The sequence below is a fragment of the Candidatus Aramenus sp. CH1 genome (genome assembly GCA_022678445.1).
In the GTDB taxonomy this organism is placed as follows: Archaea; Thermoproteota; Thermoprotei_A; order Sulfolobales; family Sulfolobaceae; genus Aramenus.
Window position 1 is genome coordinate 22,511 of record JALBWU010000007.1, and the last position, 19,874, is coordinate 42,384.

29 protein-coding genes and 1 tRNA gene are annotated in these 19,874 nt (G+C 50.2%); 15 read left to right on the top strand and 15 right to left on the bottom strand.

The window, feature by feature from the left end; genetic code table 11:
- The first annotated feature begins 4 nt into the window (after positions 1–4).
- From MPF33_06040 to MPF33_06050, 3 genes are read left to right on the top strand one after another with little or no spacing between them, the layout of a single operon-like run.
- Positions 5–1,333, top strand: coding sequence for an NAD(P)/FAD-dependent oxidoreductase (locus MPF33_06040; GenBank protein MCI2414792.1), 1,329 nt, complete (start codon positions 5–7; stop codon positions 1,331–1,333).
- Positions 1,326–1,664, top strand: coding sequence for a hypothetical protein (locus MPF33_06045; GenBank protein MCI2414793.1), 339 nt, complete (start codon positions 1,326–1,328; stop codon positions 1,662–1,664). Before MPF33_06040 ends, MPF33_06045 begins: the two co-directional genes overlap by 8 nt.
- Positions 1,661–2,203, top strand: coding sequence for a thioredoxin family protein (locus MPF33_06050; GenBank protein MCI2414794.1), 543 nt, complete (start codon positions 1,661–1,663; stop codon positions 2,201–2,203). Before MPF33_06045 ends, MPF33_06050 begins: the two co-directional genes overlap by 4 nt.
- On the opposite strand, the gene MPF33_06055 is transcribed toward MPF33_06050, so the two are convergent.
- Positions 2,200–2,514, bottom strand: coding sequence for a hypothetical protein (locus tag MPF33_06055; GenBank protein MCI2414795.1), 315 nt, complete (start codon positions 2,512–2,514; stop codon positions 2,200–2,202). The two genes, MPF33_06050 and MPF33_06055, sit on opposite strands and share 4 nt — an antisense overlap.
- Positions 2,515–2,642: 128 nt before the next feature.
- Between MPF33_06055 and MPF33_06060 the strand changes: the two genes are divergently transcribed.
- The gene (locus tag MPF33_06060) at positions 2,643–3,440 is read left to right on the top strand and encodes a DUF1641 domain-containing protein (protein MCI2414796.1); all 798 of its coding nucleotides are present in this window, start codon (positions 2,643–2,645) and stop codon (positions 3,438–3,440) included.
- Here the strand turns inward: MPF33_06060 and MPF33_06065 are convergent.
- Positions 3,402–4,421: a histone deacetylase family protein gene (locus tag MPF33_06065; protein MCI2414797.1), complete on the bottom strand. Its 1,020-nt coding sequence runs from the start codon at positions 4,419–4,421 to the stop codon at positions 3,402–3,404. The genes MPF33_06060 and MPF33_06065 overlap by 39 nt on opposite strands.
- A 56-nt stretch (positions 4,422–4,477) precedes the next feature.
- On the opposite strand from MPF33_06065, the gene MPF33_06070 reads away from it, so the two are divergent.
- Both MPF33_06070 and MPF33_06075 read left to right on the top strand, forming a co-directional pair.
- Positions 4,478–4,924, top strand: a complete 447-nt coding sequence (locus MPF33_06070; protein ID MCI2414798.1) for a CoA-binding protein — start codon at positions 4,478–4,480, stop codon at positions 4,922–4,924.
- Positions 4,925–4,967: 43 nt separating this feature from the next.
- A complete protein-coding gene (locus MPF33_06075; GenBank protein MCI2414799.1) occupies positions 4,968–5,300 on the top strand; it encodes an SMC-Scp complex subunit ScpB in 333 nt (110 codons plus the stop codon).
- On the opposite strand, the gene MPF33_06080 is transcribed toward MPF33_06075, so the two are convergent.
- Positions 5,286–5,540 (bottom strand): sulfurtransferase TusA family protein, encoded by a 255-nt coding sequence (locus MPF33_06080; GenBank protein MCI2414800.1) that lies wholly within the window; start codon positions 5,538–5,540, stop codon positions 5,286–5,288. The genes MPF33_06075 and MPF33_06080 overlap by 15 nt on opposite strands.
- 51 nt (positions 5,541–5,591) lie before the next feature.
- On the opposite strand from MPF33_06080, the gene MPF33_06085 reads away from it, so the two are divergent.
- Positions 5,592–5,771, top strand: coding sequence for a YHS domain-containing protein (locus MPF33_06085; GenBank protein ID MCI2414801.1), 180 nt, complete (start codon positions 5,592–5,594; stop codon positions 5,769–5,771).
- Between the two features lie 60 nt (positions 5,772–5,831).
- Here the strand turns inward: MPF33_06085 and MPF33_06090 are convergent, their stop codons facing one another.
- Positions 5,832–6,206, bottom strand: coding sequence for a MarR family transcriptional regulator (locus tag MPF33_06090; protein MCI2414802.1), 375 nt, complete (start codon positions 6,204–6,206; stop codon positions 5,832–5,834).
- Between the two features lie 77 nt (positions 6,207–6,283).
- On the bottom strand, positions 6,284–6,652 hold the full coding sequence (locus MPF33_06095; protein MCI2414803.1) for a hypothetical protein: 369 nt from the start codon (positions 6,650–6,652) through the stop codon (positions 6,284–6,286).
- A 19-nt stretch (positions 6,653–6,671) separates the two neighbouring features.
- On the opposite strand from MPF33_06095, the gene MPF33_06100 reads away from it, so the two are divergent.
- Complete coding sequence (locus MPF33_06100; GenBank protein ID MCI2414804.1) at positions 6,672–7,268, top strand: 7-cyano-7-deazaguanine synthase; 597 nt, start codon at positions 6,672–6,674, stop codon at positions 7,266–7,268.
- Here MPF33_06100 and MPF33_06105 read toward each other — a convergent pair.
- The 3 genes from MPF33_06105 to MPF33_06115 all read right to left on the bottom strand — a co-directional run bounded on the left by MPF33_06105 (position 7,234) and on the right by MPF33_06115 (position 8,807).
- Complete coding sequence (locus MPF33_06105; protein ID MCI2414805.1) at positions 7,234–7,854, bottom strand: hypothetical protein; 621 nt, start codon at positions 7,852–7,854, stop codon at positions 7,234–7,236. The two genes, MPF33_06100 and MPF33_06105, sit on opposite strands and share 35 nt — an antisense overlap.
- On the bottom strand, positions 7,854–8,138 hold the full coding sequence (locus tag MPF33_06110; GenBank protein ID MCI2414806.1) for a winged helix-turn-helix domain-containing protein: 285 nt from the start codon (positions 8,136–8,138) through the stop codon (positions 7,854–7,856). The genes MPF33_06105 and MPF33_06110 overlap by 1 nt, the downstream gene beginning before the upstream one ends.
- A gap of 63 nt (positions 8,139–8,201) precedes the next feature.
- Positions 8,202–8,807: a hypothetical protein gene (locus MPF33_06115; protein MCI2414807.1), complete on the bottom strand. Its 606-nt coding sequence runs from the start codon at positions 8,805–8,807 to the stop codon at positions 8,202–8,204.
- 39 nt (positions 8,808–8,846) lie between these two features.
- Here MPF33_06115 and MPF33_06120 point away from each other — a divergent pair, with 39 nt between their 5' ends.
- Positions 8,847–9,797, top strand: a complete 951-nt coding sequence (locus MPF33_06120) for a GHMP kinase (GenBank protein ID MCI2414808.1) — start codon at positions 8,847–8,849, stop codon at positions 9,795–9,797.
- On the top strand, positions 9,787–10,773 hold the full coding sequence (gene mvaD, locus MPF33_06125) for a diphosphomevalonate decarboxylase (protein ID MCI2414809.1): 987 nt from the start codon (positions 9,787–9,789) through the stop codon (positions 10,771–10,773). Before MPF33_06120 ends, mvaD begins: the two co-directional genes overlap by 11 nt.
- Here mvaD and MPF33_06130 read toward each other — a convergent pair.
- A complete protein-coding gene (locus MPF33_06130; GenBank protein MCI2414810.1) occupies positions 10,737–11,972 on the bottom strand; it encodes an HD domain-containing protein in 1,236 nt (411 codons plus the stop codon). The two genes, mvaD and MPF33_06130, sit on opposite strands and share 37 nt — an antisense overlap.
- 21 nt (positions 11,973–11,993) lie before the next feature.
- On the bottom strand, positions 11,994–12,716 hold the full coding sequence (locus MPF33_06135) for a purine-nucleoside phosphorylase (protein ID MCI2414811.1): 723 nt from the start codon (positions 12,714–12,716) through the stop codon (positions 11,994–11,996).
- 309 nt (positions 12,717–13,025) lie between these two features.
- On the opposite strand from MPF33_06135, the gene MPF33_06140 reads away from it, so the two are divergent.
- Positions 13,026–13,223, top strand: coding sequence for a hypothetical protein (locus MPF33_06140; GenBank protein ID MCI2414812.1), 198 nt, complete (start codon positions 13,026–13,028; stop codon positions 13,221–13,223).
- On the opposite strand, the gene sucD is transcribed toward MPF33_06140, so the two are convergent.
- Genes sucD through MPF33_06160 form a run of 4 tightly spaced genes read right to left on the bottom strand, consistent with a single transcriptional unit; the run spans position 13,220 to position 16,656 of the window.
- Positions 13,220–14,026, bottom strand: a complete 807-nt coding sequence (gene sucD, locus MPF33_06145) for a succinate--CoA ligase subunit alpha (GenBank protein ID MCI2414813.1) — start codon at positions 14,024–14,026, stop codon at positions 13,220–13,222. The genes MPF33_06140 and sucD overlap by 4 nt on opposite strands.
- A 32-nt stretch (positions 14,027–14,058) precedes the next feature.
- Complete coding sequence (locus MPF33_06150) at positions 14,059–15,066, bottom strand: succinate--CoA ligase subunit beta (GenBank protein MCI2414814.1); 1,008 nt, start codon at positions 15,064–15,066, stop codon at positions 14,059–14,061.
- Positions 15,063–15,725 carry an endonuclease III domain-containing protein gene (locus tag MPF33_06155; GenBank protein ID MCI2414815.1) on the bottom strand — a complete coding sequence of 221 codons (663 nt, stop codon included), beginning with the start codon at positions 15,723–15,725 and terminating at the stop codon, positions 15,063–15,065. Before MPF33_06155 ends, MPF33_06150 begins: the two co-directional genes overlap by 4 nt.
- Positions 15,712–16,656: a polysaccharide biosynthesis protein gene (locus MPF33_06160; protein MCI2414816.1), complete on the bottom strand. Its 945-nt coding sequence runs from the start codon at positions 16,654–16,656 to the stop codon at positions 15,712–15,714. The genes MPF33_06155 and MPF33_06160 overlap by 14 nt, the downstream gene beginning before the upstream one ends.
- 41 nt (positions 16,657–16,697) lie before the next feature.
- Between MPF33_06160 and thrS the strand changes: the two genes are divergently transcribed.
- From thrS to MPF33_06175, 3 genes are read left to right on the top strand one after another with little or no spacing between them, the layout of a single operon-like run.
- Entirely contained in the window at positions 16,698–18,326 is a 1,629-nt protein-coding gene (thrS, locus tag MPF33_06165; GenBank protein ID MCI2414817.1) for a threonine--tRNA ligase, read from the top strand.
- Positions 18,323–18,784 (top strand): methylated-DNA--[protein]-cysteine S-methyltransferase, encoded by a 462-nt coding sequence (locus tag MPF33_06170; protein ID MCI2414818.1) that lies wholly within the window; start codon positions 18,323–18,325, stop codon positions 18,782–18,784. The genes thrS and MPF33_06170 overlap by 4 nt, the downstream gene beginning before the upstream one ends.
- Before the next feature lie 18 nt (positions 18,785–18,802).
- Positions 18,803–19,504: a nucleotidyltransferase family protein gene (locus MPF33_06175; GenBank protein MCI2414819.1), complete on the top strand. Its 702-nt coding sequence runs from the start codon at positions 18,803–18,805 to the stop codon at positions 19,502–19,504.
- Here MPF33_06175 and MPF33_06180 read toward each other — a convergent pair.
- The gene (locus tag MPF33_06180) at positions 19,482–19,670 is read right to left on the bottom strand and encodes a hypothetical protein (protein ID MCI2414820.1); all 189 of its coding nucleotides are present in this window, start codon (positions 19,668–19,670) and stop codon (positions 19,482–19,484) included. The genes MPF33_06175 and MPF33_06180 overlap by 23 nt on opposite strands.
- 98 nt (positions 19,671–19,768) lie before the next feature.
- On the opposite strand from MPF33_06180, the gene MPF33_06185 reads away from it, so the two are divergent.
- Positions 19,769–19,857: transfer RNA gene (locus MPF33_06185), tRNA-Thr, on the top strand.
- Positions 19,858–19,874: the final 17 nt, after the last annotated feature.

A 19,874-nucleotide genomic window follows, 5' to 3' on the forward strand; every position in this document is an offset into this window, starting at 1 on the left:
TAACATGAGGTATGACGCCGTCGTAATAGGCGGAGGGTCTGCGGGGTACGTAGTAGCTAGCGTGCTGGCCAGGAACGGGGTAAGGACAGCGGTAGTGGAGAAGAAGGCGTTTGGCGGGGTCTGCGTAAACTCCGGGTGTATTCCAAGCATTTTTTTGTCGGACATTTCTTTTCTCTCCTCTAGGTTGCAGGAGATAGGGTACTATAAGGGGCTTAACATCTCCGTGTCCCCAGGGGAGTTCTTTAAGAAGAGGGACGAGATAGTCCAGTACTTGTCTGAGGCGGGAAGAAAGCTGGTCGAGGACGCAGGGGCAGAAGTGTACATGGGCGAAGCGATTATTGAGGACAAGGGAAAGGTCTCAGTGGACGGCAAGACCTTAGAGTACGACAAACTTGTCCTGGCGACAGGATCAGTACCGCTCCCCCCCAAGTACCCTGGCATAGACAGGGCAATAAGCGAAGACGAGGCTGTGAACTTGAGGAGCGTGCCCTCCAGCATGGTGGTTATAGGCGGAGGCTTCGCTGGGGTGGAGATAGCCCAGATATACGCAAGGCTGGGGGCAAAGGTGTCCCTCTTAACCAGGAGCAGGATACTAAAGGAGTACGCGGAGGACGTTAGGAACGTGATAGCGGAGGCGTTGGACTGGGACGGAGTGGAGGTGAGAGAGAACGTAGAGGTGAGGGAAGTTAAGGACGAAAGGGTCGTGACAAATAAGGGCGTATTTGAGGGAGAGGTAGTAGTATACGCCACGGGGAGGAGCCCGGCTTTCCCCAAGGGCATGGAGAGATTGGAGCTCATAAGCTCCGAGAACGGGATTTGCGTGAACAGAAGGATGGAGACTTCCAACCCAAAGGTGTACGCTGTTGGGGACGTTGTTAACAAGAGGAAGAAGGTAGCCCACACGGCAATGCTGGAGGGGATAGTTGCAGGTCTAAATGCTTTGGGGGCAATGGAGGAAGTGGATTACCTCCACGTCCCGCAGGTGATCTACACGGACCCGCAGGTGGGGATAGTGGGCGACTTCAACTTGGCCGTCAGGACTGAGAAGTTCCCGTTCTCAGCAACAAGTAGGGCGATGGTGAGCGGGTTCAGAGAAGGGTACGTCAAGCTGGGAGCAGACGAGGACGGAAAGGTGGTCTACGGCGAGGTAGTGTCAAACGTGGCTGAGGAGATAGTGAACGCCATATCGTTGGCCATAAGGGCTGGGATGACGGTGAAGGATCTAGCTATGACCGCCCTTGTCCACCCCTCGCTCTCGGAGGCTATAGTCAATGCAGCAAGAAGCTTCTATAACCTAGACGTGGATAGGTTTAGGAGGATGAAAAATGATTGAGGATTTCTTGGCAAAGAGGGGGTACTCCGTAGAGAAGCGGGGGGAAAAGCTCTCGGTAAACATGGGGGACTACTCGTTCACCATAGAGGGCAACGCGCTCGTCTTTCCAATACCTCTACCCACTGGGAGGGAGAGCCTAGACGACCTAGTTGCCATGGGCGTGAAGTACGCTAGGGCCTCCAGGCTAGTCCAAGGAATGGGGGAATCGGTGGAGTACAAGATAGAGGGGAGCACCCTCTTGGTGATCAAGAGGTTCCAGACGCGAGATGAGCTTGAAAAAAGGTTAATAAAAGCCGTGGAAGGAATAGAGTCATTGAGGTACTTCTTATGAGTTACGACCCGGTAATAAGGCAGTACTTGAACGCAATCAACGGGATAACCATAGAGTTCTGCAACGCAGAGGACTTCGTGGTGTCGCTAAAAAAGGAAGGGGTAACGCTTGAGGCTATCAGCTGTGAGAAGCCCACCATACGTGTAAGGAGGGGCAACAAGGTGTACTTCACTTACAGGGGAATACCGCAGATGAACGAGCTATGGCCCTTCTTAAACGCCTTAGTGAGGGTCTCCAACAACGTAGTACACTTGGACGAGAAGGAAAAGGAAATGGCTAAGGCCATAAGGGGTAACGTTAAGCTTTTCGTGACCCCGGACTGCACCAAGTGTCCTCTGGCAGCTGAACTACTCTACCAGTTACCGATAATTAACGATAACGTGGACCTAGAGGTAATAGACGTCAACGACTACCCAGACCTTGCAAAGAAGTTCAGGGTTATGAGCGTACCAAAGATAGTGCTTAACGAGAAGGCAGAGATCCCGGGTAGTTTCCCGCCTCACGTCCTACTTAAGATGATGGCAAAGTCCTCAAGCTAGACCAAGATGGCCTTTACTCCCATCTTCTCCGCTTCCTCCTTTACCTTCTCGTCCCCCACTACTAGGACTGCCTCTATGTCCTTAGCTACAAGCAACGCTTCCGACTCGTATATGGACAAGTTAGAGACCTTAGATGGCTTGTGGGAGTACGCCCTCACCTTTGCCCCCAAGTCTAGGGCGAAGTCTATGTCTATTTTGTTCTCTAACGCGTAACTCACGCCATAAGTAGTTATAATAACCTTCTCACCCTTAAACTTCTCTATTATTTCCCTCAGTTTCCCAAAAGCTGAGGGGGATACTACAATCGTCACAAGTTAATGTTCCGCGTGCGAATTAAAAAATTACGTGCTTCCTACTACGTGCGCTCAGCTCAGATAAGTGTGGTTCAACTTCATAAAAGGTTATTTAACTTAAAAATATACATAATTGAGGAATACCTATGTCAAACGTGGAAGACCCCCTAGAGGTGCTATTAAAGCCGGAAAACTTGCAGAAAATAAACAAGTTCGTGCAAGCGCTTCCCACTGTGGAAAAGCTAGTTGACAAGATGGAGGAGTTGGACAAAAAGGGACAGCTTGACCTAGTAATGAACCTCACAGACCAAGTACTCTCCATAGTTGACGCAGTGCAGAAGGCGGACTTGATAAACAGCTTGATAGCCTTTGGCATGGACCAGTTGCCGAAAGTACAAGCTGTGTGGCCGTTGTTAGAGAAGCTCACCAGCGAGAGAGCACTGAACTTGATACAGCAGATGGACGTGGACGCAATGCTGAGCGCACTGGAGAAGCTCACACCAGTGATGCAGAAGCTCACCAGCGAGAGAGCACTGAACTTGATACAGCAGATGGACGTGGAGGGACTCCTCGGAGCGATGGAGACGGCGATGCCCTTGCTGAAGAAGCTCACCGACGAGAAGACCGTGAAGACGTTAATGCAGATGGACATAGACTCTATGATAGGAATGATGCAGAAGTTAGCTGAGTTGCAGAAGTCCGGCGTCATGGACAGGATGATGAAGCTGATGGACGTGATGGCGGATCCACAGTTCCTGGACACCATGCTGGGCGTTATGGAGAAGATGAGCAAGGCCATGAAGATGTGGGCAGCCGACTTACCAAACGTCAAGCCGGTTGGAGCCATGAGCCTGCTGAGATTGACTTCAGACAAGGATACCTCGTACGCCCTTGGCGTGATGACGTCACTGCTTAAGGCTACTGGGAAGGCCTTCAGAGAGTAAGTACGAGACAATACCCCTAACGTATTCTCTTTTTTCCTTGTCCTCAGTCTCTGGTTCTGTCCTTTCCCTTATTCCCTTAAGCCCCCTGACGAACTCCAACATGCAGTAGGCGGAGTACTCCCCGTAACCTCCTCCACCGTAGGAGACGACCTTTGCCCCAACCTCCTTTGCCAACCTGCTTACCTTGTAACCAAGCAGGTTGTAGGAGTTGGAGGTCAAGTTAAGCGACTTGAGGCCGTCGTCCTTGTGGCCATCTACTCCAGCCAAAACCACGAGGTAGTCGGGCTTAAAGTCGTAAACTACGTCGAGGACCTTTAGGGCCTCCTGGAACGCGTCGTCCCCAGAGCCCAGGGGGAGTGTGACGTTGAAGTTTAGCCCCTTTCCCTCCTCAACACCCCTCTCGCTGTAGTGCCCAGTCCCCGGGAAGAACTTCCCGTCGTAGGCGAACACGTTTACCTTTAACACCGATCTGTCGTAAAACAAGTACTGTAGGCCGTTGCCGTGGTGGGCGTCCACGTCGATGATGGCAACCCTTCCCTTTTCCTCTAGTAGCTTTACTGCAATAGCTATGTCGTTTACTGGGCAGAAGCCCATGGCCCTGTCAGGGAAGGCGTGGTGGAAGCCCCCAAGAGGTATGTAAATCCTGTCGAAGAACTTGGAGAGCTTGACCGCAGTCAGAGAGGCCCCCACTACCAGTAGGATGTCCTCCATCATCCCAGGATAGTGGATAGTGTCCCCGGAGTCGAGGAAGCCTATGTGAGGCTCTTGGCTCGCCCTCTCCAGCTTTTCCAAGTATTCCTTAGTGTGGACCATGGTCAACGCGTCCCTTGGTGCTGACTCTGGCCTCACGAAGATCACGTAGTCCTCGCACTTTACGAGTTCGTAGAACTTCCTTATCCTCGCCTTCGCCACATCCCTTATCATGGGGTGCGAAAAGGAGATCTCGCCAAACCTATCGTCCCATATTACGGCAACTTCCATCTCTACTCATTTCTATAACAAGTATTTAAGGGAAAAATCCCTATTCTCTTGAGAGAATGAGCGAAAACAAGATCCTCCAAGTGTTAAAGTTCAAGAACATCGCCACAGTCGGGTTCTCAAAGGACCCGACGAAACCCTCTCATCAAGTGCCCAAGTTCCTAATAGAGCACGGCTACAACGTAATCCCCGTGAACCCCACGGTGGACGAGATCTTGGGCAGGAAGTCCTATCCCTCCATCATGCAAGTCCCAGATCAAATAGACGTGGTACAAGTATTTAGGCCATCCTCCGAGGTCCCCAAGATAGTCCAAGAGGTAATAGAGAGGAAGAAGCAGAGAGGTGACGTAAAGGCAATCTGGCTCCAGGAAGGCATAAGGAACGACGAGGCAGCTAAGCTTGCGGAGGAGAACGGACTAATAGTTATACAAGATAGGTGCATGTACAAGGAGTACGTTAAGAAGATAATGGGGAAGACGCCGGAGCCACTGACTAATAAAAAGTAAAAAAACTAATAAATTTTTAAAGAAGCTTTCAGACTTTTTATTTATGGAAAGCGTTATCAACGACAAGGAAAAGAGGCACAGCATCAAGTGTTGCTACAAACTTAGTGATACTGACGTAGATGTACTATTTAAGCTTATCGAGTTGAAAAGACCGGTCAGTTCTATGGAGCTCTCCAGCATCATGGGAGTGAGTAAGACGACAATAGAGGGAAGCCTAAAGAAGCTCATCCAAGTTGGCTTAGTGGAGAGGATAAAGAGGGACGAGAAGAAGGTGGGGAGGCCAAAGTTCGACTACTCAGTAACGGAGAACCTTTGGAGCAAAATAAGAAACGACTTGCAGGAATGCGCAAAGAGGATTAGCTCAGCAGCCGTTTAGTTCCACCTTTTTGGGCTTCTTGTCGCTGACCTTTTCTAACACAACCTCAAAGATATTACCGTTTTGCTTGTGTTCTATTAGCTTGCAACTCATTAGGTCTACTGCCTGCATTATCATCTCGTCGCACTTGGGATCTTTGTAGATTACCTTTAGCCTACCTTCCTTCATCTGCATTAACTTCCCCACTGTCCTTAGGAAAGGTTCAGGGCACTCCTTGTCAACGAGGTTGAGTTCCTCCATATTTTAATGAAAGAAGAAAAACTTAAAAAAAGTTTGCATCAGAAGGAAAATATGAAAGTAGTCTGCCCCGTGTGCAATAGGCTTTTTGAGGCTGAATGCACTCCGTACAAGGTGCAGTACAATGAAGTAACCTACTACTTCGACACGGAGCTGTGCCAAATAGCCTTCTCCAGGGAGCCCGACAGGTTTGCTGTCAACTGTAAGGGAAAACCAGAACAACAAACTCTCTAGGAGCAATAAAGGGACGAGAAAATGAAATAAACTGTTTTGTCTTTAAAAACCCCCGGACGGCTACTTTAAAAGCTCATTTGGCACTAAGCTGCCGAAGAGCTTAGCACAGTAGTCGAAGTCCTTGGCTATCTTCTGAGTGATTAGAGTAGGCTCCAACGGCTTGTATATGTACCTAGGCCTCCCTCCCTTGGAGTTCTGATCCTTTACCCTCTCTACAAAGCCCACGGATATGAGCTTATTTACAGATCTGTTAATAGACGCCTTGCTGAGCTTCAGGAGGCTGGCGAGCTCGTCCTCTGTCTTCTCCCCGGCGTTTATGAGGGTCTTCAGCACCAGGAAGTCGGTGTCCGAAATGTCGTAGCAGAAGCCCAGAGCCTCTATTAGCCCCACCTCTTTACCCGAGGGTAACCTCACTTTTAGTTTCTCTACTTCCATACTTATCTCACATTATATATGGAAAAAACAAATATATAAATGTTTGCTTATTTTAGCAAAAAACTATTATATCTAATTTATGCCCATACCCCCCTCCTTATGTCGTCGAGCTTGGTGAAGAGGGCTATCTGGAAGTAACGGAAGACCTCAACTGTAAACTTGATGGCGTCCTCGTCGCTCATTCCAGATATCTTATTTCGCAACTCGTTGATAAACCTAGTCATGTCGTTAAAGGTAGGGGTCTTCATCTGGTACTGGGCGAGGTCGAGGATCTTGAGGATTTCGTCTTTGGTCTTGGCCTCCTTTATCTTGGCGTACATTATCTGGACAACGCCCTTCCCACCGCTCCCAAACAAGGCGTCCTCTGGGTCCCTGAGCCACCTTGCGTAAGTTGAGGCTAACTTCTTTGCCTCGTTTTCAATACTTGACATAAGTTTATTTTTTATACCAAGTATTTAAATAAGCGTGAGGAGCCTACTACTCATTTCAGGCGGGCTTGACTCTTCTGCGGCTGCGTACTACTTCAAGGACAAGCTCATGGACTGCCTCTACGTCAATTACGGGCAAAGGGCAAACGCGATGCAACTTAAGTCCGCAAGGGAGATATGCAGTGAACTGGGAAAGAAACTGATATACGTAAATGTAAAGGACATGGGAAGGCACTTCTACGACGCAGACTGGCTAAGGCCACACGAGCCGATAAGGCACAGGAACGTGATCTTGCTAAGCTTTGCCTTGGTCTTCGCGAAGGAGAGAGGCTACGATGAGGTCATATTCCCTACAGTGAGCGACGAGTGCGTCTATGAGACCAACAAGCCCAAGATCTTGGAGGAAATGAGGAGGTTGGGGGAGGTCTTGGGGGTGAGGTTGAGCATGCCTTTCCTCCACATGAGCAAGCCAATGATACTAAAGCTGGGCGTCATGAGCGGGCTAGATCCCTCGAAGACGTATTCCTGCGTTTTGGGGAAGAGGTACCACTGCGGAAAGTGTAGCCAGTGCGAAATGAGGAAAATGGCGTTTAGGGAAGCTAAGATCTCAGACCCAACAAAGTATTACTCTTAGCCTTTAGCTTTGCAGTCTGCCAGATCTCCTTCTTTAACCCTGTCACCGCTATTATTGAGAGGATAGTATAGTACAGTCCCAGAACCTCCAGTCCCATTGATATCCCTACCATCACAATCGGAACGTAATAGGCATTAGTCCCACCAACCCCCGCTAGTAACAACAGTAGGCTAGCTACCATTAGTGAAAACGCTATTCCAATAAGGTACTTTACCTCGTCGAAGTACACTTGAATCCTCCTGAACTTCACCTCAAACCCCTCTAGGACTTCCATGGATTTGTTTAAGTAGCTCACCCCGTCCCTGATCGACTTTAGCTTTCCCTCAAAGTAGTCCATGAAGTCCTCGTCGGATATGTTCAAAGAGGAGGATACCATACTTTCCTCTAATAAGTCATCTGAACCGAGGAACTCCACCAGCGACCTAAACACCCTTAGCAGGAGCAGTTTCCTTATCTCCCTGTACTTTTCCCTAATTGGGAGGAACTTCTTCATGAGCACGTAATAAGATGACACAAACTCAATTAGCAGTATAGAACCCAGCTCGTACAAGGTAGCTTCGTCTGGTACTGCTGAAACTAATTCCATTAAAACAATTCTTTAGAAACGGAATTTATAAGCTCATCTATTTCCAGTTGGAGCCTCCTTATTCTTCTTAGCCTCTCCAACACTTGTTTCCCCTTTTCCGTTATCTCGTACCTGCCGTCCTTGTAAGTTATTAGGCCCTTCTCCGCTAAAATCGACGTGTACTTTTCTGCGAGGACACTACTGAGATTAGCGTTCTTCATTATCCCCGACTTGCTTCCCATGCCGCCGTTTATTACTTCCAACACGTCAACAAAAATATCGAGCTGGTCTCTCCTGTATTTCATGTGATCAAATAATATACTGATTCTATAAAAACTTATTGCTCTAATACGTCCTGTTCTAATACGTCAAGGCTTCTGCTCCCCTTTAAGGGCGTTTAGGGCTTTTTTGAGCACCTCAGCCTCTACCTCTCCCTTATACCTAGACACCAACGACAGGAACTTCTCTAACTCCTCCTGGGAAGTCTGCGACCCAAGCAGGGGCAGGGTCCTCGAGAAGAACTCCCTGTTCAGTAAGTCGACCAACTCCACGTACTCGGGCACTGAGAGCTCCGGCCTGTCCTTAAGCAGGGAAAAGAGACCTTGTGCCACTACGCTCAGCCCCTCCTGAGTTAGCTTCCTAAGTTCCTCCAGCTGAATTGCCTTGTCCTGCTTGGAAAGCTCCTCTGTCTTCTTCTTAACGCCTTCCAGGAACTTAGTTATCTTGAACTTCTGCAGCTCTAAGGCTATCATGGCGTTCCTTACTTCGTTGTTGGCTATGTACCTAACCTCCTGGCCGTCCTTCAGGACGTTGATGTAGTTGGAAAAGTACAAGTTTTCCAGAATAGAGGACAAAGTGCCCTCAGATACTATGTAAGCCAATGACGTCCTGAGCTGACTCAAGGTCAGCCCCCCAGGCCCTCCCTGGGCTATCAGCTGTAACACAAGCCTGCTTTTCTTGTCTAGAAATTCCATGACTTAGTGTTATTAAGCCGGGAATAAAAAGAGCACCAGATGATCTCGGCACCAGGGAAAATCCTCTGGATAGGCAGTTACTCTGTGGTCTTCGGAGGGTTCTCACACGTAATTGCAGTGGACAGAAGGGTTAGATGCGAAGTAGTGGGGAGGGACAAACTACTCTTTGAGACGTCCTACGGTACCTTCACCGAGGGGAACGACTTAGTTAAGAGCGTAATCTCCGTCGTGAAAGAGAAGTTCGGCGAGTTCCCTAAAATGCACGTGAAGTTAATGAACGACCCAGGGTTCGAGATAGACGGGAAAAAGGTGGGTCTGGGCAGTTCTGCAGCAGCTACCGTAGCCTTAACTGCATGCGCGTACAAGGAGGTTACCGGGAGAGTTGACGTGGACGAGGTGTACAAACTGTCGCAGAAGGCAAACTACACAAGGCAGAGAGGAATAGGGAGCGGGTTCGACATAGCGTCTGCCACATACGGTAGCATTGTATACAGGAGGTTTACAGACGTGGAAAGTGTGGACTCCTACGTAGAACCCCTAAAGCTAGGGGACTACGATATGATCTTGGGGTTCACTGGGAGGAGCGCTAGCACGGTAAACTTGGTGGAGAAGTTTGTAATGCAAAGCGGAGACCCCAAGTTTAAGGAGTACATGGAGGAGCTCGACAGAGAGAATAAAACTGCGATAAACTTGCTGAAGCTAGGCAAAGTAGACGAGGCATGTGTTCACGTAAACAACGCGTGGAACTTCTTGAACTACGTTGCAGAAGAAGTCGTTGGAGTAAAGCTGAAGTCTGAGAGGGACGAGGAGATAATGGAGGCAGCGATGGAAGAGGGTGCGTGGGTATCTATAATGCCCGGGGCGGCAGGAGGAGACGTAGTCTTCGCCCTAGGGAAGGAACTAGAGAGAGTAAGGGAGAGGTGGGAAAAGATGGGAATAAAGGTGCTTAATGTGAAAGAGAGTGAAGGGGGTCTCAAAGTTGAGGAGTGAGGCAGAGGCAGTAGCTCCCTCGAATATAGCCATAGTCAAGTACTGGGGAAAGAGGAATAGGGAGCTAAACTTGCCGTTAAATTCGTCGCTCTCCATTTCCTTGGACTCCATATACGCGAGGACAAAGGTGGTTTTCGACGAGGGGCTCGACAGAGACGTAGTGGTAGTTAACGGGAGGACGCTTGACCAAAGGGAGATGAGGGATTACTCTGGGAAGGTGTTAGAGGCGTTCAGGAGGATCTACGGCAGAAGAATTTACGCTAATGTCTACTCTGAGACCAACTTCCCCGACTCCTCTGGCCTAGCGTCATCAGCTGCCGGGATAGCCGCCTTAACCTACGCGGCCAACGAGGCCCTCGGGCTCGGGCTCAACCAGAGGGAGCTCTCCAAGATAGCCAGGATAGGCTCTGGGAGCGCCTGCAGAAGCACCGCTGGGGGCTTCGTAATCTGGGAAAGAGGCGAGAGAGAGGATGGAGAGGACTCTGTGTGCCATCAGCTCTTCCAAGAGGACCACTGGCAGGAACTGGTGGACGTGATAGCAATAGTCAGCGAGGGGAAGAAGAAGGTTTCCTCTAGGCAGGGGATGAACACGACCACGGAGTCCTCCTACTTGCTCAAGTGTAGGCTCGAGTTCGTTGAGAAGACCCTACCAGACGTCGTGGACAGCATTAGGAGGAGGGACGCGGAAAAGTTCTTCGAGCTCACGATGAGGCACAGCAACAGCATGCACGCTGTAATCCTTGACTCCTGGCCCTCCTTCTTCTACTTAAACGACGTCGACTTCGAGATAATGCAGTGGGTCCAGGAGTTCGGCAAGGCTGGATACACATTCGACGCGGGGCAGAACGCCCACGTGCTCACTTTAGAGCCTTACGTGGACGAGGTTGTGGAGTTCCTCAAAAGCATTGGCGTAAACAGGATAATCACCTCCAAGGTAGGTCAAGGACCAAGGGTTTTGCACTCCTCTAGGAGCTGAACTAACTCCCTTGCCTTGTCCTCCACGGTCTCGTGGTACCCTATGACCGCCTTCCTAATCTCCTTTAAGGATTTGGCTATCAACGAGATCGCAGTTAGCTTCTTTACCTCTCCTCCGTCATAGACGTAGAGCGCCTCGTCCTTCTCCTCGTAATAGGGCACATCGTTAAACTCGTGGTATATTAAGAGCCCCTTGTACTCCCTCATTTTCTCGTATATCTCTTCCCTGCGAGAAGAGAAGAGGTCGAGACATTTCCCAGTGACGTCCTTCTTCACCCTCTTAAACCCCTTGCGGAAAAGCACTGCGTTCCTCAGCCTCTCGTCCACATCACTCAGCCTGGACAGGACTATGTCGTCCGTGAACACGGAGAACTCTTTCTCGTCTTCCGGTACCCTGAGCCCTTTCTCCATCAAGTTCACTATTGCGTGGGAAACAATAGCGTTGTAAAGCCCCACTACGCTGTGGAAGTAGACGTTCTCGAACATGTACATTCTTGCCAAAAGAAACTGCTCAACTATGGGGACAGCCTTGGAGATCACGGCGACTTTCCCGTCAACGTACACTAAGAACCTCTTCAACCTCTCCACGTCGAAGTAGCCGTAGGTCACTCCAGCATAATAGGAGTCCCTCAGCAGGTAGTCTCCCCTGTCAGCGTCCACGAAGTTGGAGACCACTAGGTTAGCGAACTTCTCCTCCTCAGTCCTAGGCTTCTCCTCCAAGACCCTAACCACGAAGTCGACGGGGTCAGACATGTTCTTGGAGAACTCCTTGTCTATAACGTGGGAAAGGAAGTTCCTCACGACCATTTCCCCAACCCTGACGTGGGTCTTCTTGCCGTACTCCTCCACGTCCATGCCGTAGACGTGTTTCGCCAAGATTAACGCGTTCTCGAAGGTGTGGGAAAAGGGCATGTGACCAACGTCATGTAAGAGCCCGGCTAGGGCAACCAGTTCCACGTAGTCCTCGTCGACGAAGTCTAACTTGGAGTTATCAGCTATGAACTTCGCGAACTCCCTCGCTAGGTACATTACCCCAAGGCTGTGCTCAAAGCGGGTGTGGTTCATCCCAGGGTAGACCATGTAGGCTAGTCCAGTCTGCTTAACGTACCTAAGCCTCTGGAAAACGGGAGCGGAGATGACCTGGAGAAACTTGTCTGGAACCTCAATGTAGCCGTGCACTGGGTCCCTAATGAGTTTCATACTAGTTTTTCTCTCTCCCGGTTAATACGCGTTGAAGGACGTTAGTGCACTCATCACTGCCTCTGCCCCTCTCATGACGCTCTTCTCTAGGTCTTCCTTGGAGATCCAAATACCTCCCTTGGCTAGGTTATCGCTTACCACCAGCACTGCCCCCACTTTCACGTTCCTGAGCTTACCTAGGGCAAAGAGCGTTGCACACTCCATCTCAACTGCTATGTTCCCCCTTGAAGACCATCTCTTTACGAAGTGCTCGTCCTCAGCGTAGAAGGCGTCACTGCTGAAGACGTTCCCAACGTGGAACTTTAGGCTGCTCTCTTGGAAGGACTTGACCAAAGCGCTCAAGAGCCCGTAGTCAGGGGTCGCGGCAACGCTTGCGCCTTCGCCGAAGTATTGATAAAAAAGCCCACCGCTGTTGTACGAGGCTCCAGTGGGTATAACGTACTCTCCCAAGTTTATGTCCTCTACTAATGCTCCGGTAGTCCCGTACCTAACGAACACCTTACCTCCTAGCATTATCAACTCCTCAAGTACTATCGCAGCAGATGGACCTCCTATGCCGTGGGTAGCTACGCTTATCCTACTGCCATTATAGTACCCAGTGTATATGAGGAAGCCCCTATTCTGGTTGACCGGCTTAGCTTCGCTTAGCAAAGAGGACAGAATAGTTGCCCTACCAGGATCTCCCACTACCACTACCTTCTCCGCTATGTCTCCCTTCTTAGCCAGGATGTGAACAGGGTTCATAAGTCTAAACAGCTGAGGTCGCTTTAATTTTTAACACGGGACCACAAGTTCCTGCCATTTCACCGGATCAACGTCGTGTAAGAGGACTGCACCATCTAGGTAAAATAATCTCATAAAACTTTATTAACCTTAATCTAAATAATAAATCTACTAATACTATACAGTCACAGCATTAATAAAATTTACATCTATTTTATTTGATCTCTAACTAAAGAATTTAAATCTTTCAAAATCAAATTAGTCGTATAGCAATCCTTTAAAGTACAAACGCGGAAAAGTTTTAAAAAGAGTAAATGGATATCGTATCTTATGAAAGAGAGAGAAGTAGAGGCAAAAAGACTAATAGGAAAGAAGTCAGTGAGGGGCAAGGTGTACGAGTACGAGTACTACACCCTTCCATTGAACCTCTACATACCTAAGTCCATGGTGGAAAAGTTCGGCACAAAGTACACCTTGGAGGTAGACGAGGAGTCCGGGACAATAACGATAAAGCCAAAAAGCTCCTAAATTAAGTCTTTTATTTCGTAAGGTGTCTTAGCTATTTTTATGCCCACCTCCTTGAACGCGGACACCTTGCTCTCGTAGGTGCCCATGCCCATGTACACCACTGCCCCTGCATGTCCCATCCTTTTTTCCCTTGGAGCTGTGCTCCCAGCTATGTAAGCTATTATCTCCTTTTTGACCTTCCCCTCCTTCTTCATCTTGGCGACTTGTTCCTCCATGGTCCCCCCGATTTCCCCTATAACCACGATCTTCTCTGTCTCGGGATCACGGTCGAACATCTCCACCACTTCCTGCATTGTCGTGCCAACTATGGGATCTCCGCCTATCCCTATTACCGTGGACTGGCCGTACTCCTTCAAGATCTCTGCCACCTCGTAGGTCAGGGTGCCAGACCTAGACACTATCCCTATCTTTCCCCTCCTGAACGCCCTTGGGGGCATTATGCCGATTAAAGTTTCCTCTGGGGCTATTACGCCGGGACAGTTGGGGCCAACCACCCTCGTACCCCTTTCCCTGGCGTACTTTACGACCCTCGCCACGTCCACCACGGGTATGTGCTCCGTCACCACTATGACTAACCTTATCCCGCTGTCTACAGCCTCGTACACTGCGTTGACCGCGAACCTCGCTGGTACAAAGACTATGCTGACGTCAACCTCGTGCTCCTTTAGCGCCTCCTCCACGGTGTCGTAAACTGGAACGCCATGTACTTGGCTACCTCCCTTCCCTGGGGAGACCCCTGCTACCACCTTCGTGCCGTAACCCAACATCTGCCCAGTGTGAAAGGAGCCTTCCTTTCCCGTTATCCCTTGGACAAGTACCCTTGTGTTCCTGTCCACTAACGTAGCGCATCCCTCACCGCGTCTAACGCGTTGTTATATACCTTTATCCCGTGACCTTGGAGTATCTTCCAGCCTTCCTCCTCGTTTGTCCCCACTAGCCTGACGAATATGGGCTTATTAACCTTGGAGTAGGCCTCCACGATCCCCCTAGCGACGTCGTCGCACCTCGTTATACCGCCGTAGATGTTTATTATCATCTTCTTTACCCTTGGGTTGCTCCCCACCTTTTCCACGCAGTACCTCACCCTCTCAGCGTCCGCCCCACCACCAACGTCCATGAAGTCCGCGGGGTTTCCACCTAGTAGCTTTACCAAGTCCATGGTGGCCATCGTGAGCCCTGCCCCGTTCCCTATTATGCCTACGTCCCCCTCCAGTTCCACGTAGGAGTCCGGAGAATAGCTCCTGCCTAGTTCCTTGAGCAAGTTCTCGTGCTTGTAGAGGGCGTTGTCATCTAGGATGACCTTTGAGTCCAGAGCTACCAGCCCGGAACCCGTGACAGCCAAAGGGTTTATTTCAGCTAGCTCGGCGTTGTAGTCCACCACCAGGGAGTAGAGACCCTTGATCACTGCGTCAAGCCCCTTAACCTCCAAGTACTTTTCAAAGGCGATAACGTCGTAGGGCATTACTCCCCTTTCCATTGGGATGACTCTCTTACACAGGTCCTTTGAGCTCTCCACGTCCACTCCTCCGTGCCTTGAGGCTATCACCATTGGCTCCCCAGAGTCCCTGTCCATCAACGCTGAGACGTAGACCTCCCTCTCGTGTGGGACGAATTCCTCCACTAGGACTTTCTCTACTCCCTCCCTTTTCAGCTCGTCTATGGCAGAGTTGACGTCGTCGGTTACCTTAACCAACCCCCTCTTTCCCCTAGAGCCCTCAAGCACTTGGGCCTTGACTACTGCAGTTCCCTTCCACTCCACGTGCCCTGTTGTCAAAACCCCCCTAGGAACTTTTATACCTACGCGGGAAAACAGATACTTACCTTCAAATTCATAAAGTTTCATAAATTAATATATTTGCACAAACCCTTAAAAACGCATCCCTCGCACTTTGGAGAGGTAAGCCTACAGAAGGCCTTTCCCACGCTTACCATTCCCGCGTGAAAGAGCTTATAGTAGTACAGATCCCTTAGTAGGAACTTCTCTGCTTCCTCCTTCGCTTCCCTCTTCCTCATTTCCTTGCCCAAGACCCTTCCCAGTACCCTCCTCAAGTACTCGGTCTGAGGTAGGACTAAGTTGTTCCCGGCAAATAGTAGGAGGGAATCTGCAGTCTCCTCGCCAACTCCCTCCATTGAGAGCAAGAGCTCCCTGTTTTCTACCTTTAGGAGTTTCTGCAGACCCCCAAACTCCTTGACCTTAATGGAGAACTTAGTGAGCCTTATTGCCTTCGTCCTGTGGAAGTTCACGGCCTTGATCAACTCGTCCAGTTCCTCAAGGGAAAGGGAGGAGATGTCCTCTACCTTATGTATCCCCCTCGCCTCTAGCCTCTCAATTACCCTCTTTACAGTCTCCCACTTCGTCATTTGAACAAGGAAGGCAGATATGGCTATCTTATCTGGGGTATCTAGGCCCCCCCACCACTTGTACGACGTTGCGTCTCCCACGATCCAACCCATCTTGACCAAGAGTCCCTTGTTCTCCTCTAGAATCTCAAGAAGTCTCACTTAGGACCACTTTTGCCAGCTTTCCAGTGCCCGGTGTAAACGACTTTGGCTTAGTAGGCCTCTCCAAGAACTCCAGCAAATCCTCGTTACTTCTCCAGAAGACGGGGTCTGGGAGAAACCTGGCTCCCAAGATCTTGGCGTACAGCTCCACGTCCTTCTCTGTGGTGGCCTTAACTAGACTGCTGTTGTAGACTATTGCCGTTGGCTTGCCATACATAACTACTGCCTCCATGGCCGTCTTCCCCTGATGGGTTAGCACAAGAGAGGCGTTTGCTATGTACCTCTCTAGGTCTGGGTCAAAGGAGAAGACCCTCCACCCTTCCCTCTTGTACTTGCTTGGGTCCACCTTTCCCGTCTGCATGACCACGTTCTTCACGCCCAGTTCAGCCACTTTGTCGAACAGCCTAAGGAACCCCTCTGTACCAGCCGTGACCAGAACATAACCCTCGTCCCTTGACTCGTACTTCGGCTTCTCCACTATTGGCCCAACCACTAGGCCGTTCTTGTAAAGGTCCTTCTGCTCCTCCCAGTGCAAGAACACTGCCTTAGAGTACTTGGATATCACGCTCACTGCCTTACCCCTGGTCACTATCCTGTCCTGGCTCTCGATGGCAAAGACCTTAGCCCCCTTCAAGAACTGGAAGAAGGAAGGGAACAAGGAATGGTTAGACCCAGTGGCTACCACCACCTTATACTTCCTTATCCTTGAGCTCAAGGCGAAGGACTTTAACAACTTCAACGCCGAAAAGGAGTTGGGCTCTATGCCTTTCTCCACCTCGTAGATCTTCTCCGCGTAGGGGGAGAGGACTTTCCTGCTGTTCTCGTCGCCCTTGGGGATGACGAAGTCAACCCTTTGCTCCAAGTACTGCGCTACCGCCCTCGCAAAACCCGTGTGCCCCCCTCCGCTGGCAATGATCAAGATATCGGCCATTACCTAAAACTTATTATCGCGTTGTGTTATAAAGCTGTACTATGAGCTTAGAGCACTACAAGGGACTGTGGCTTAAAGGGGGTATAACGCTAGCGCTGAACTTGATAGACGACAACAAGAGGGTAGTTGAGGTAGGGTTGGGAGAAAGGGACTTCTACGTTGACGTGGAGTCCGAGAGCTCCATGAGCCTAGAGGAGGCAAAGAAGTACGCTGTTTTTAAGCAGAGCGAAGTGAAGATGGAGGGGAACTCCTTTTCATATAAGGGGCAGTCAGTAGTTGTTGCCTCTGACGCAAAGCCAGAGGGGAACCCGAGGTACTTTGAGATCCTGAACATCTCAGTCCACCACCCTTCCGCGGAAAAGCAGTACGTTAGGATAAGGGGCGTGGCGTTCGAAACCGAGGAACAGCTGAAGGACTACTTAGGCTGGCTGGAGAGGGCCTCCGAGACCGACCACAGGATAATCGGCGAAAAGATGGACCTCTTCAGCTTCCACGAGGAAGCGGGGCCTGGCCTAGTCCTTTACCACCCCAAGGGACAACTAATTAGGAACGAGCTGATCCAGTATATGAGGGAGATAAACGACTCCATGGGCTACCAGGAGGTCTACACCAGCCACGTGTACAGGACGGTGCTGTGGAAGATAAGCGGGCACTACGAGATGTACAAGGACAAGATGCTCATCTTTACCCACGAGGACGACGAGCTGGGGATAAAGCCAATGAACTGCCCAGCCCACATCTTGATATACAAGTCAAAGGCGAGGAGCTACAGGGACTTGCCAATAAGGTTCTCGGAGTTCGGCAACGTCTACAGGTGGGAAAAGAAGGGGGAGCTCTACGGCCTACTGAGGATAAGGGGGTTCACTCAAGACGACGGGCACATCTTCCTGAGTGAGGACCAGCTAAAGGACGAGATAAAGACTCTGGTGAAGAAGACCCTAGAGGTCTTGGAGAAACTGGGATTCAAGGGAGAGGACGTTAGGATAAACTTGAGCACGAGGCCAGACGAGAGCATAGGCTCTGACGAGCTCTGGGAAAAGGCAACCAAGAGCCTAGTTGACGCGTTGAACGAGCTCGGGATTAAGTACGTGGTCAAGGAGAAGGAGGGGGCCTTTTACGGACCAAAGATAGACTTTGACATAAGGGACAGCCTAGGGAGGTGGTGGCAACTATCGACAATCCAAGTCGACTTCAACCTGCCTGAAAGGTTCAAGTTGGAGTACAAGGACAAGGACGGCAAACTGAAGAGGCCAGTGATGGTACACAGGGCGATATATGGCTCCTTGGAGAGAATCATGGCCATCCTGCTGGAGCACTACAGGGGGAAGTTGCCAACTTGGCTGAGCCCAGTGCAGGTAAGGGTGTTGCCAATAAACGAGGAGGTGAGAGGTTACGCTGAGACCATAGCCAACAAGCTCAAATCCCTCAGGGTTAGGGTCGAAGTGGACGTGGAGGACACCCTGTCAAAGAGGATAAAGAGAGCTTACGACGACGGGGTTCCCTACATACTGGTGGTGGGGAAGAGAGAAATGGCAGAGGGCAAGGTCACCGTGAGGGCTAGGGGCAACGTAGAGGTAAGGGGAGTGGACGTAGAGAGGTTTACCTCCGAGCTCCTCAAGGAGGTATTAAATAGGAGCCCCACCAATACAGCTATTGAGAGCCTCAAATGATAGTTTACGGAATCTACAAGAGTTTTTTGGGCCCAATTACCGTAGCTAGGGACGAGAAGGGCTTCATGATGTTGGACTTCTGCGACTGTGCCGAGAGGGAGTTGCTGGACAACTCCGCCTTCGCCGACTTCTTCCACAAGCTGGACAAGTACTTCGAGGGGAAGGAGGTAGACCTAAGGGAACCTTTATCCCTAAGGGTCAACGAGTTTAGGCTTAGGGTGTTCAAGGAGGTCATGAAGGTGCCGTGGGGCAAGACTAAGACGTACAAGGAGATAGCGGAGGCTATTGGTTCGTCGCCTAGAGCTGTTGGAGTTGCCCTGTCAAAGAACCCCGTCCTCTTGATCATACCCTGCCACAGGATCGTGAGCGAGAACGGCATAGGGGGGTATTCAAGGGGAGTTGAAATAAAGAGGAAATTACTAGAACTAGAGGGTATAAAATATTCCGAAAACATTTAAAATATTCTACGACAGAGAATTTATCCTGTGAAAGCCATAATCCTAGCAGGCGGCTTCGGGAAGAGGTTAAGGCCCCTCACCGACGATAAGCCCAAGCCCATGGTGGAGATAGCCGGGAGGCCGATAATCGAGTGGCAGGTGACTTGGCTCAAGAGCATGGGGGTCAGAACGTTCGTCATTTCCGAGGGCTACAAGAAGGAGACGCTGATCAACTGGCTCACCGAGAACGAGGGGAGGCTAGGGGTTAGGTTTATTCACGTGGTAGAGAACGAGCCCCTCGGTACTGGGGGTGCAGTGAAGAAGGCCATGGAAGTGATAGACGACGAGTTCGTGGTGGTAAACGGGGACATAATAACCAACATAGACGTTAGGAGGCTGAACGTGGGCGAGTGCATAGCTACCATATCCCTAGTCCCCCTCAGGAGCCCATATGGCGTAGTTCAGACGAACGACGGAAAGGTAGTGAAGTTCGTGGAAAAACCAGTGTTAAAGGAGTTCTGGATTAACGCTGGAGTCTACTTGTTTTCGCCAAAAATACTGGAGTACCTTCCGGAGAAGGGAGACATGGAGAAAACCACCTTCCCCAAGCTTGCGGAGAGAGGCCTACTGTGCGGTAAGAAGTTCGAGGACGTGTACTGGAGGTCAATAGACTCAATAAAAGACGTAGAGGAAGCCTCGGCAGAGGTAGGCCAGCTGTTCAACTTCGCTCAACAAGGATGACCTCTCCCTCCTCCCCTAACCACTCCCTTAATACCGCGTCTAGCCCTTTCCTTTTTATTTCCTTGAGCAACAGCTTGTAGTTGTCGTCCAACAACTCTCCGCAGTCCTCCGGCATCCTTTCCTTCAGTATTTCAATTAACACTGCGAACAGCCTTACCTCGTCCATGTGAGGCGTGGGGCTTATAAGCACATGAGGGTCGGCAAAAAGTTTTCCGGAAAATGACGCTAAAATTTTAAATGCCATCCCTTTACTAGTTATAAAGTGCCGCGGTAGCTCAGCCTGGCTAGAGCGTTGCCCTGGTATTTGAGTACCGGGGAGGCAAAGGTCCCGGGTTCAAATCCCGGCCGCGGCTCCTCCTTTTGGGAAAAC

Excerpts from the sequence above, each read along its gene's own strand:
- MPF33_06040 (MCI2414792.1), top strand. The coding sequence starts at position 5 with ATGAGGTATGACGCCGTCGTAATAGGCGGAGGGTCTGCGGGGTACGTA.
- MPF33_06045 (MCI2414793.1), top strand. The coding sequence starts at position 1,326 with ATGATTGAGGATTTCTTGGCAAAGAGGGGGTACTCCGTAGAGAAGCGG.
- MPF33_06050 (MCI2414794.1), top strand. The coding sequence starts at position 1,661 with ATGAGTTACGACCCGGTAATAAGGCAGTACTTGAACGCAATCAACGGG.
- MPF33_06060 (MCI2414796.1), top strand. The coding sequence starts at position 2,643 with ATGTCAAACGTGGAAGACCCCCTAGAGGTGCTATTAAAGCCGGAAAAC.
- MPF33_06065 (MCI2414797.1), bottom strand. The coding sequence starts at position 4,421 with ATGGAAGTTGCCGTAATATGGGACGATAGGTTTGGCGAGATCTCCTTT.
- MPF33_06070 (MCI2414798.1), top strand. The coding sequence starts at position 4,478 with ATGAGCGAAAACAAGATCCTCCAAGTGTTAAAGTTCAAGAACATCGCC.
- MPF33_06075 (MCI2414799.1), top strand. The coding sequence starts at position 4,968 with ATGGAAAGCGTTATCAACGACAAGGAAAAGAGGCACAGCATCAAGTGT.
- MPF33_06080 (MCI2414800.1), bottom strand. The coding sequence starts at position 5,540 with ATGGAGGAACTCAACCTCGTTGACAAGGAGTGCCCTGAACCTTTCCTA.
- MPF33_06085 (MCI2414801.1), top strand. The coding sequence starts at position 5,592 with ATGAAAGTAGTCTGCCCCGTGTGCAATAGGCTTTTTGAGGCTGAATGC.
- MPF33_06090 (MCI2414802.1), bottom strand. The coding sequence starts at position 6,206 with ATGGAAGTAGAGAAACTAAAAGTGAGGTTACCCTCGGGTAAAGAGGTG.
- MPF33_06105 (MCI2414805.1), bottom strand. The coding sequence starts at position 7,854 with ATGGAATTAGTTTCAGCAGTACCAGACGAAGCTACCTTGTACGAGCTG.
- MPF33_06110 (MCI2414806.1), bottom strand. The coding sequence starts at position 8,138 with ATGAAATACAGGAGAGACCAGCTCGATATTTTTGTTGACGTGTTGGAA.
- MPF33_06115 (MCI2414807.1), bottom strand. The coding sequence starts at position 8,807 with ATGGAATTTCTAGACAAGAAAAGCAGGCTTGTGTTACAGCTGATAGCC.
- MPF33_06120 (MCI2414808.1), top strand. The coding sequence starts at position 8,847 with ATGATCTCGGCACCAGGGAAAATCCTCTGGATAGGCAGTTACTCTGTG.
- MPF33_06130 (MCI2414810.1), bottom strand. The coding sequence starts at position 11,972 with ATGAAACTCATTAGGGACCCAGTGCACGGCTACATTGAGGTTCCAGAC.
- MPF33_06135 (MCI2414811.1), bottom strand. The coding sequence starts at position 12,716 with ATGAACCCTGTTCACATCCTGGCTAAGAAGGGAGACATAGCGGAGAAG.
- MPF33_06140 (MCI2414812.1), top strand. The coding sequence starts at position 13,026 with ATGAAAGAGAGAGAAGTAGAGGCAAAAAGACTAATAGGAAAGAAGTCA.
- MPF33_06150 (MCI2414814.1), bottom strand. The coding sequence starts at position 15,066 with ATGAAACTTTATGAATTTGAAGGTAAGTATCTGTTTTCCCGCGTAGGT.
- MPF33_06160 (MCI2414816.1), bottom strand. The coding sequence starts at position 16,656 with ATGGCCGATATCTTGATCATTGCCAGCGGAGGGGGGCACACGGGTTTT.
- thrS (MCI2414817.1), top strand. The coding sequence starts at position 16,698 with ATGAGCTTAGAGCACTACAAGGGACTGTGGCTTAAAGGGGGTATAACG.
- MPF33_06170 (MCI2414818.1), top strand. The coding sequence starts at position 18,323 with ATGATAGTTTACGGAATCTACAAGAGTTTTTTGGGCCCAATTACCGTA.
- MPF33_06180 (MCI2414820.1), bottom strand. The coding sequence starts at position 19,670 with ATGGACGAGGTAAGGCTGTTCGCAGTGTTAATTGAAATACTGAAGGAA.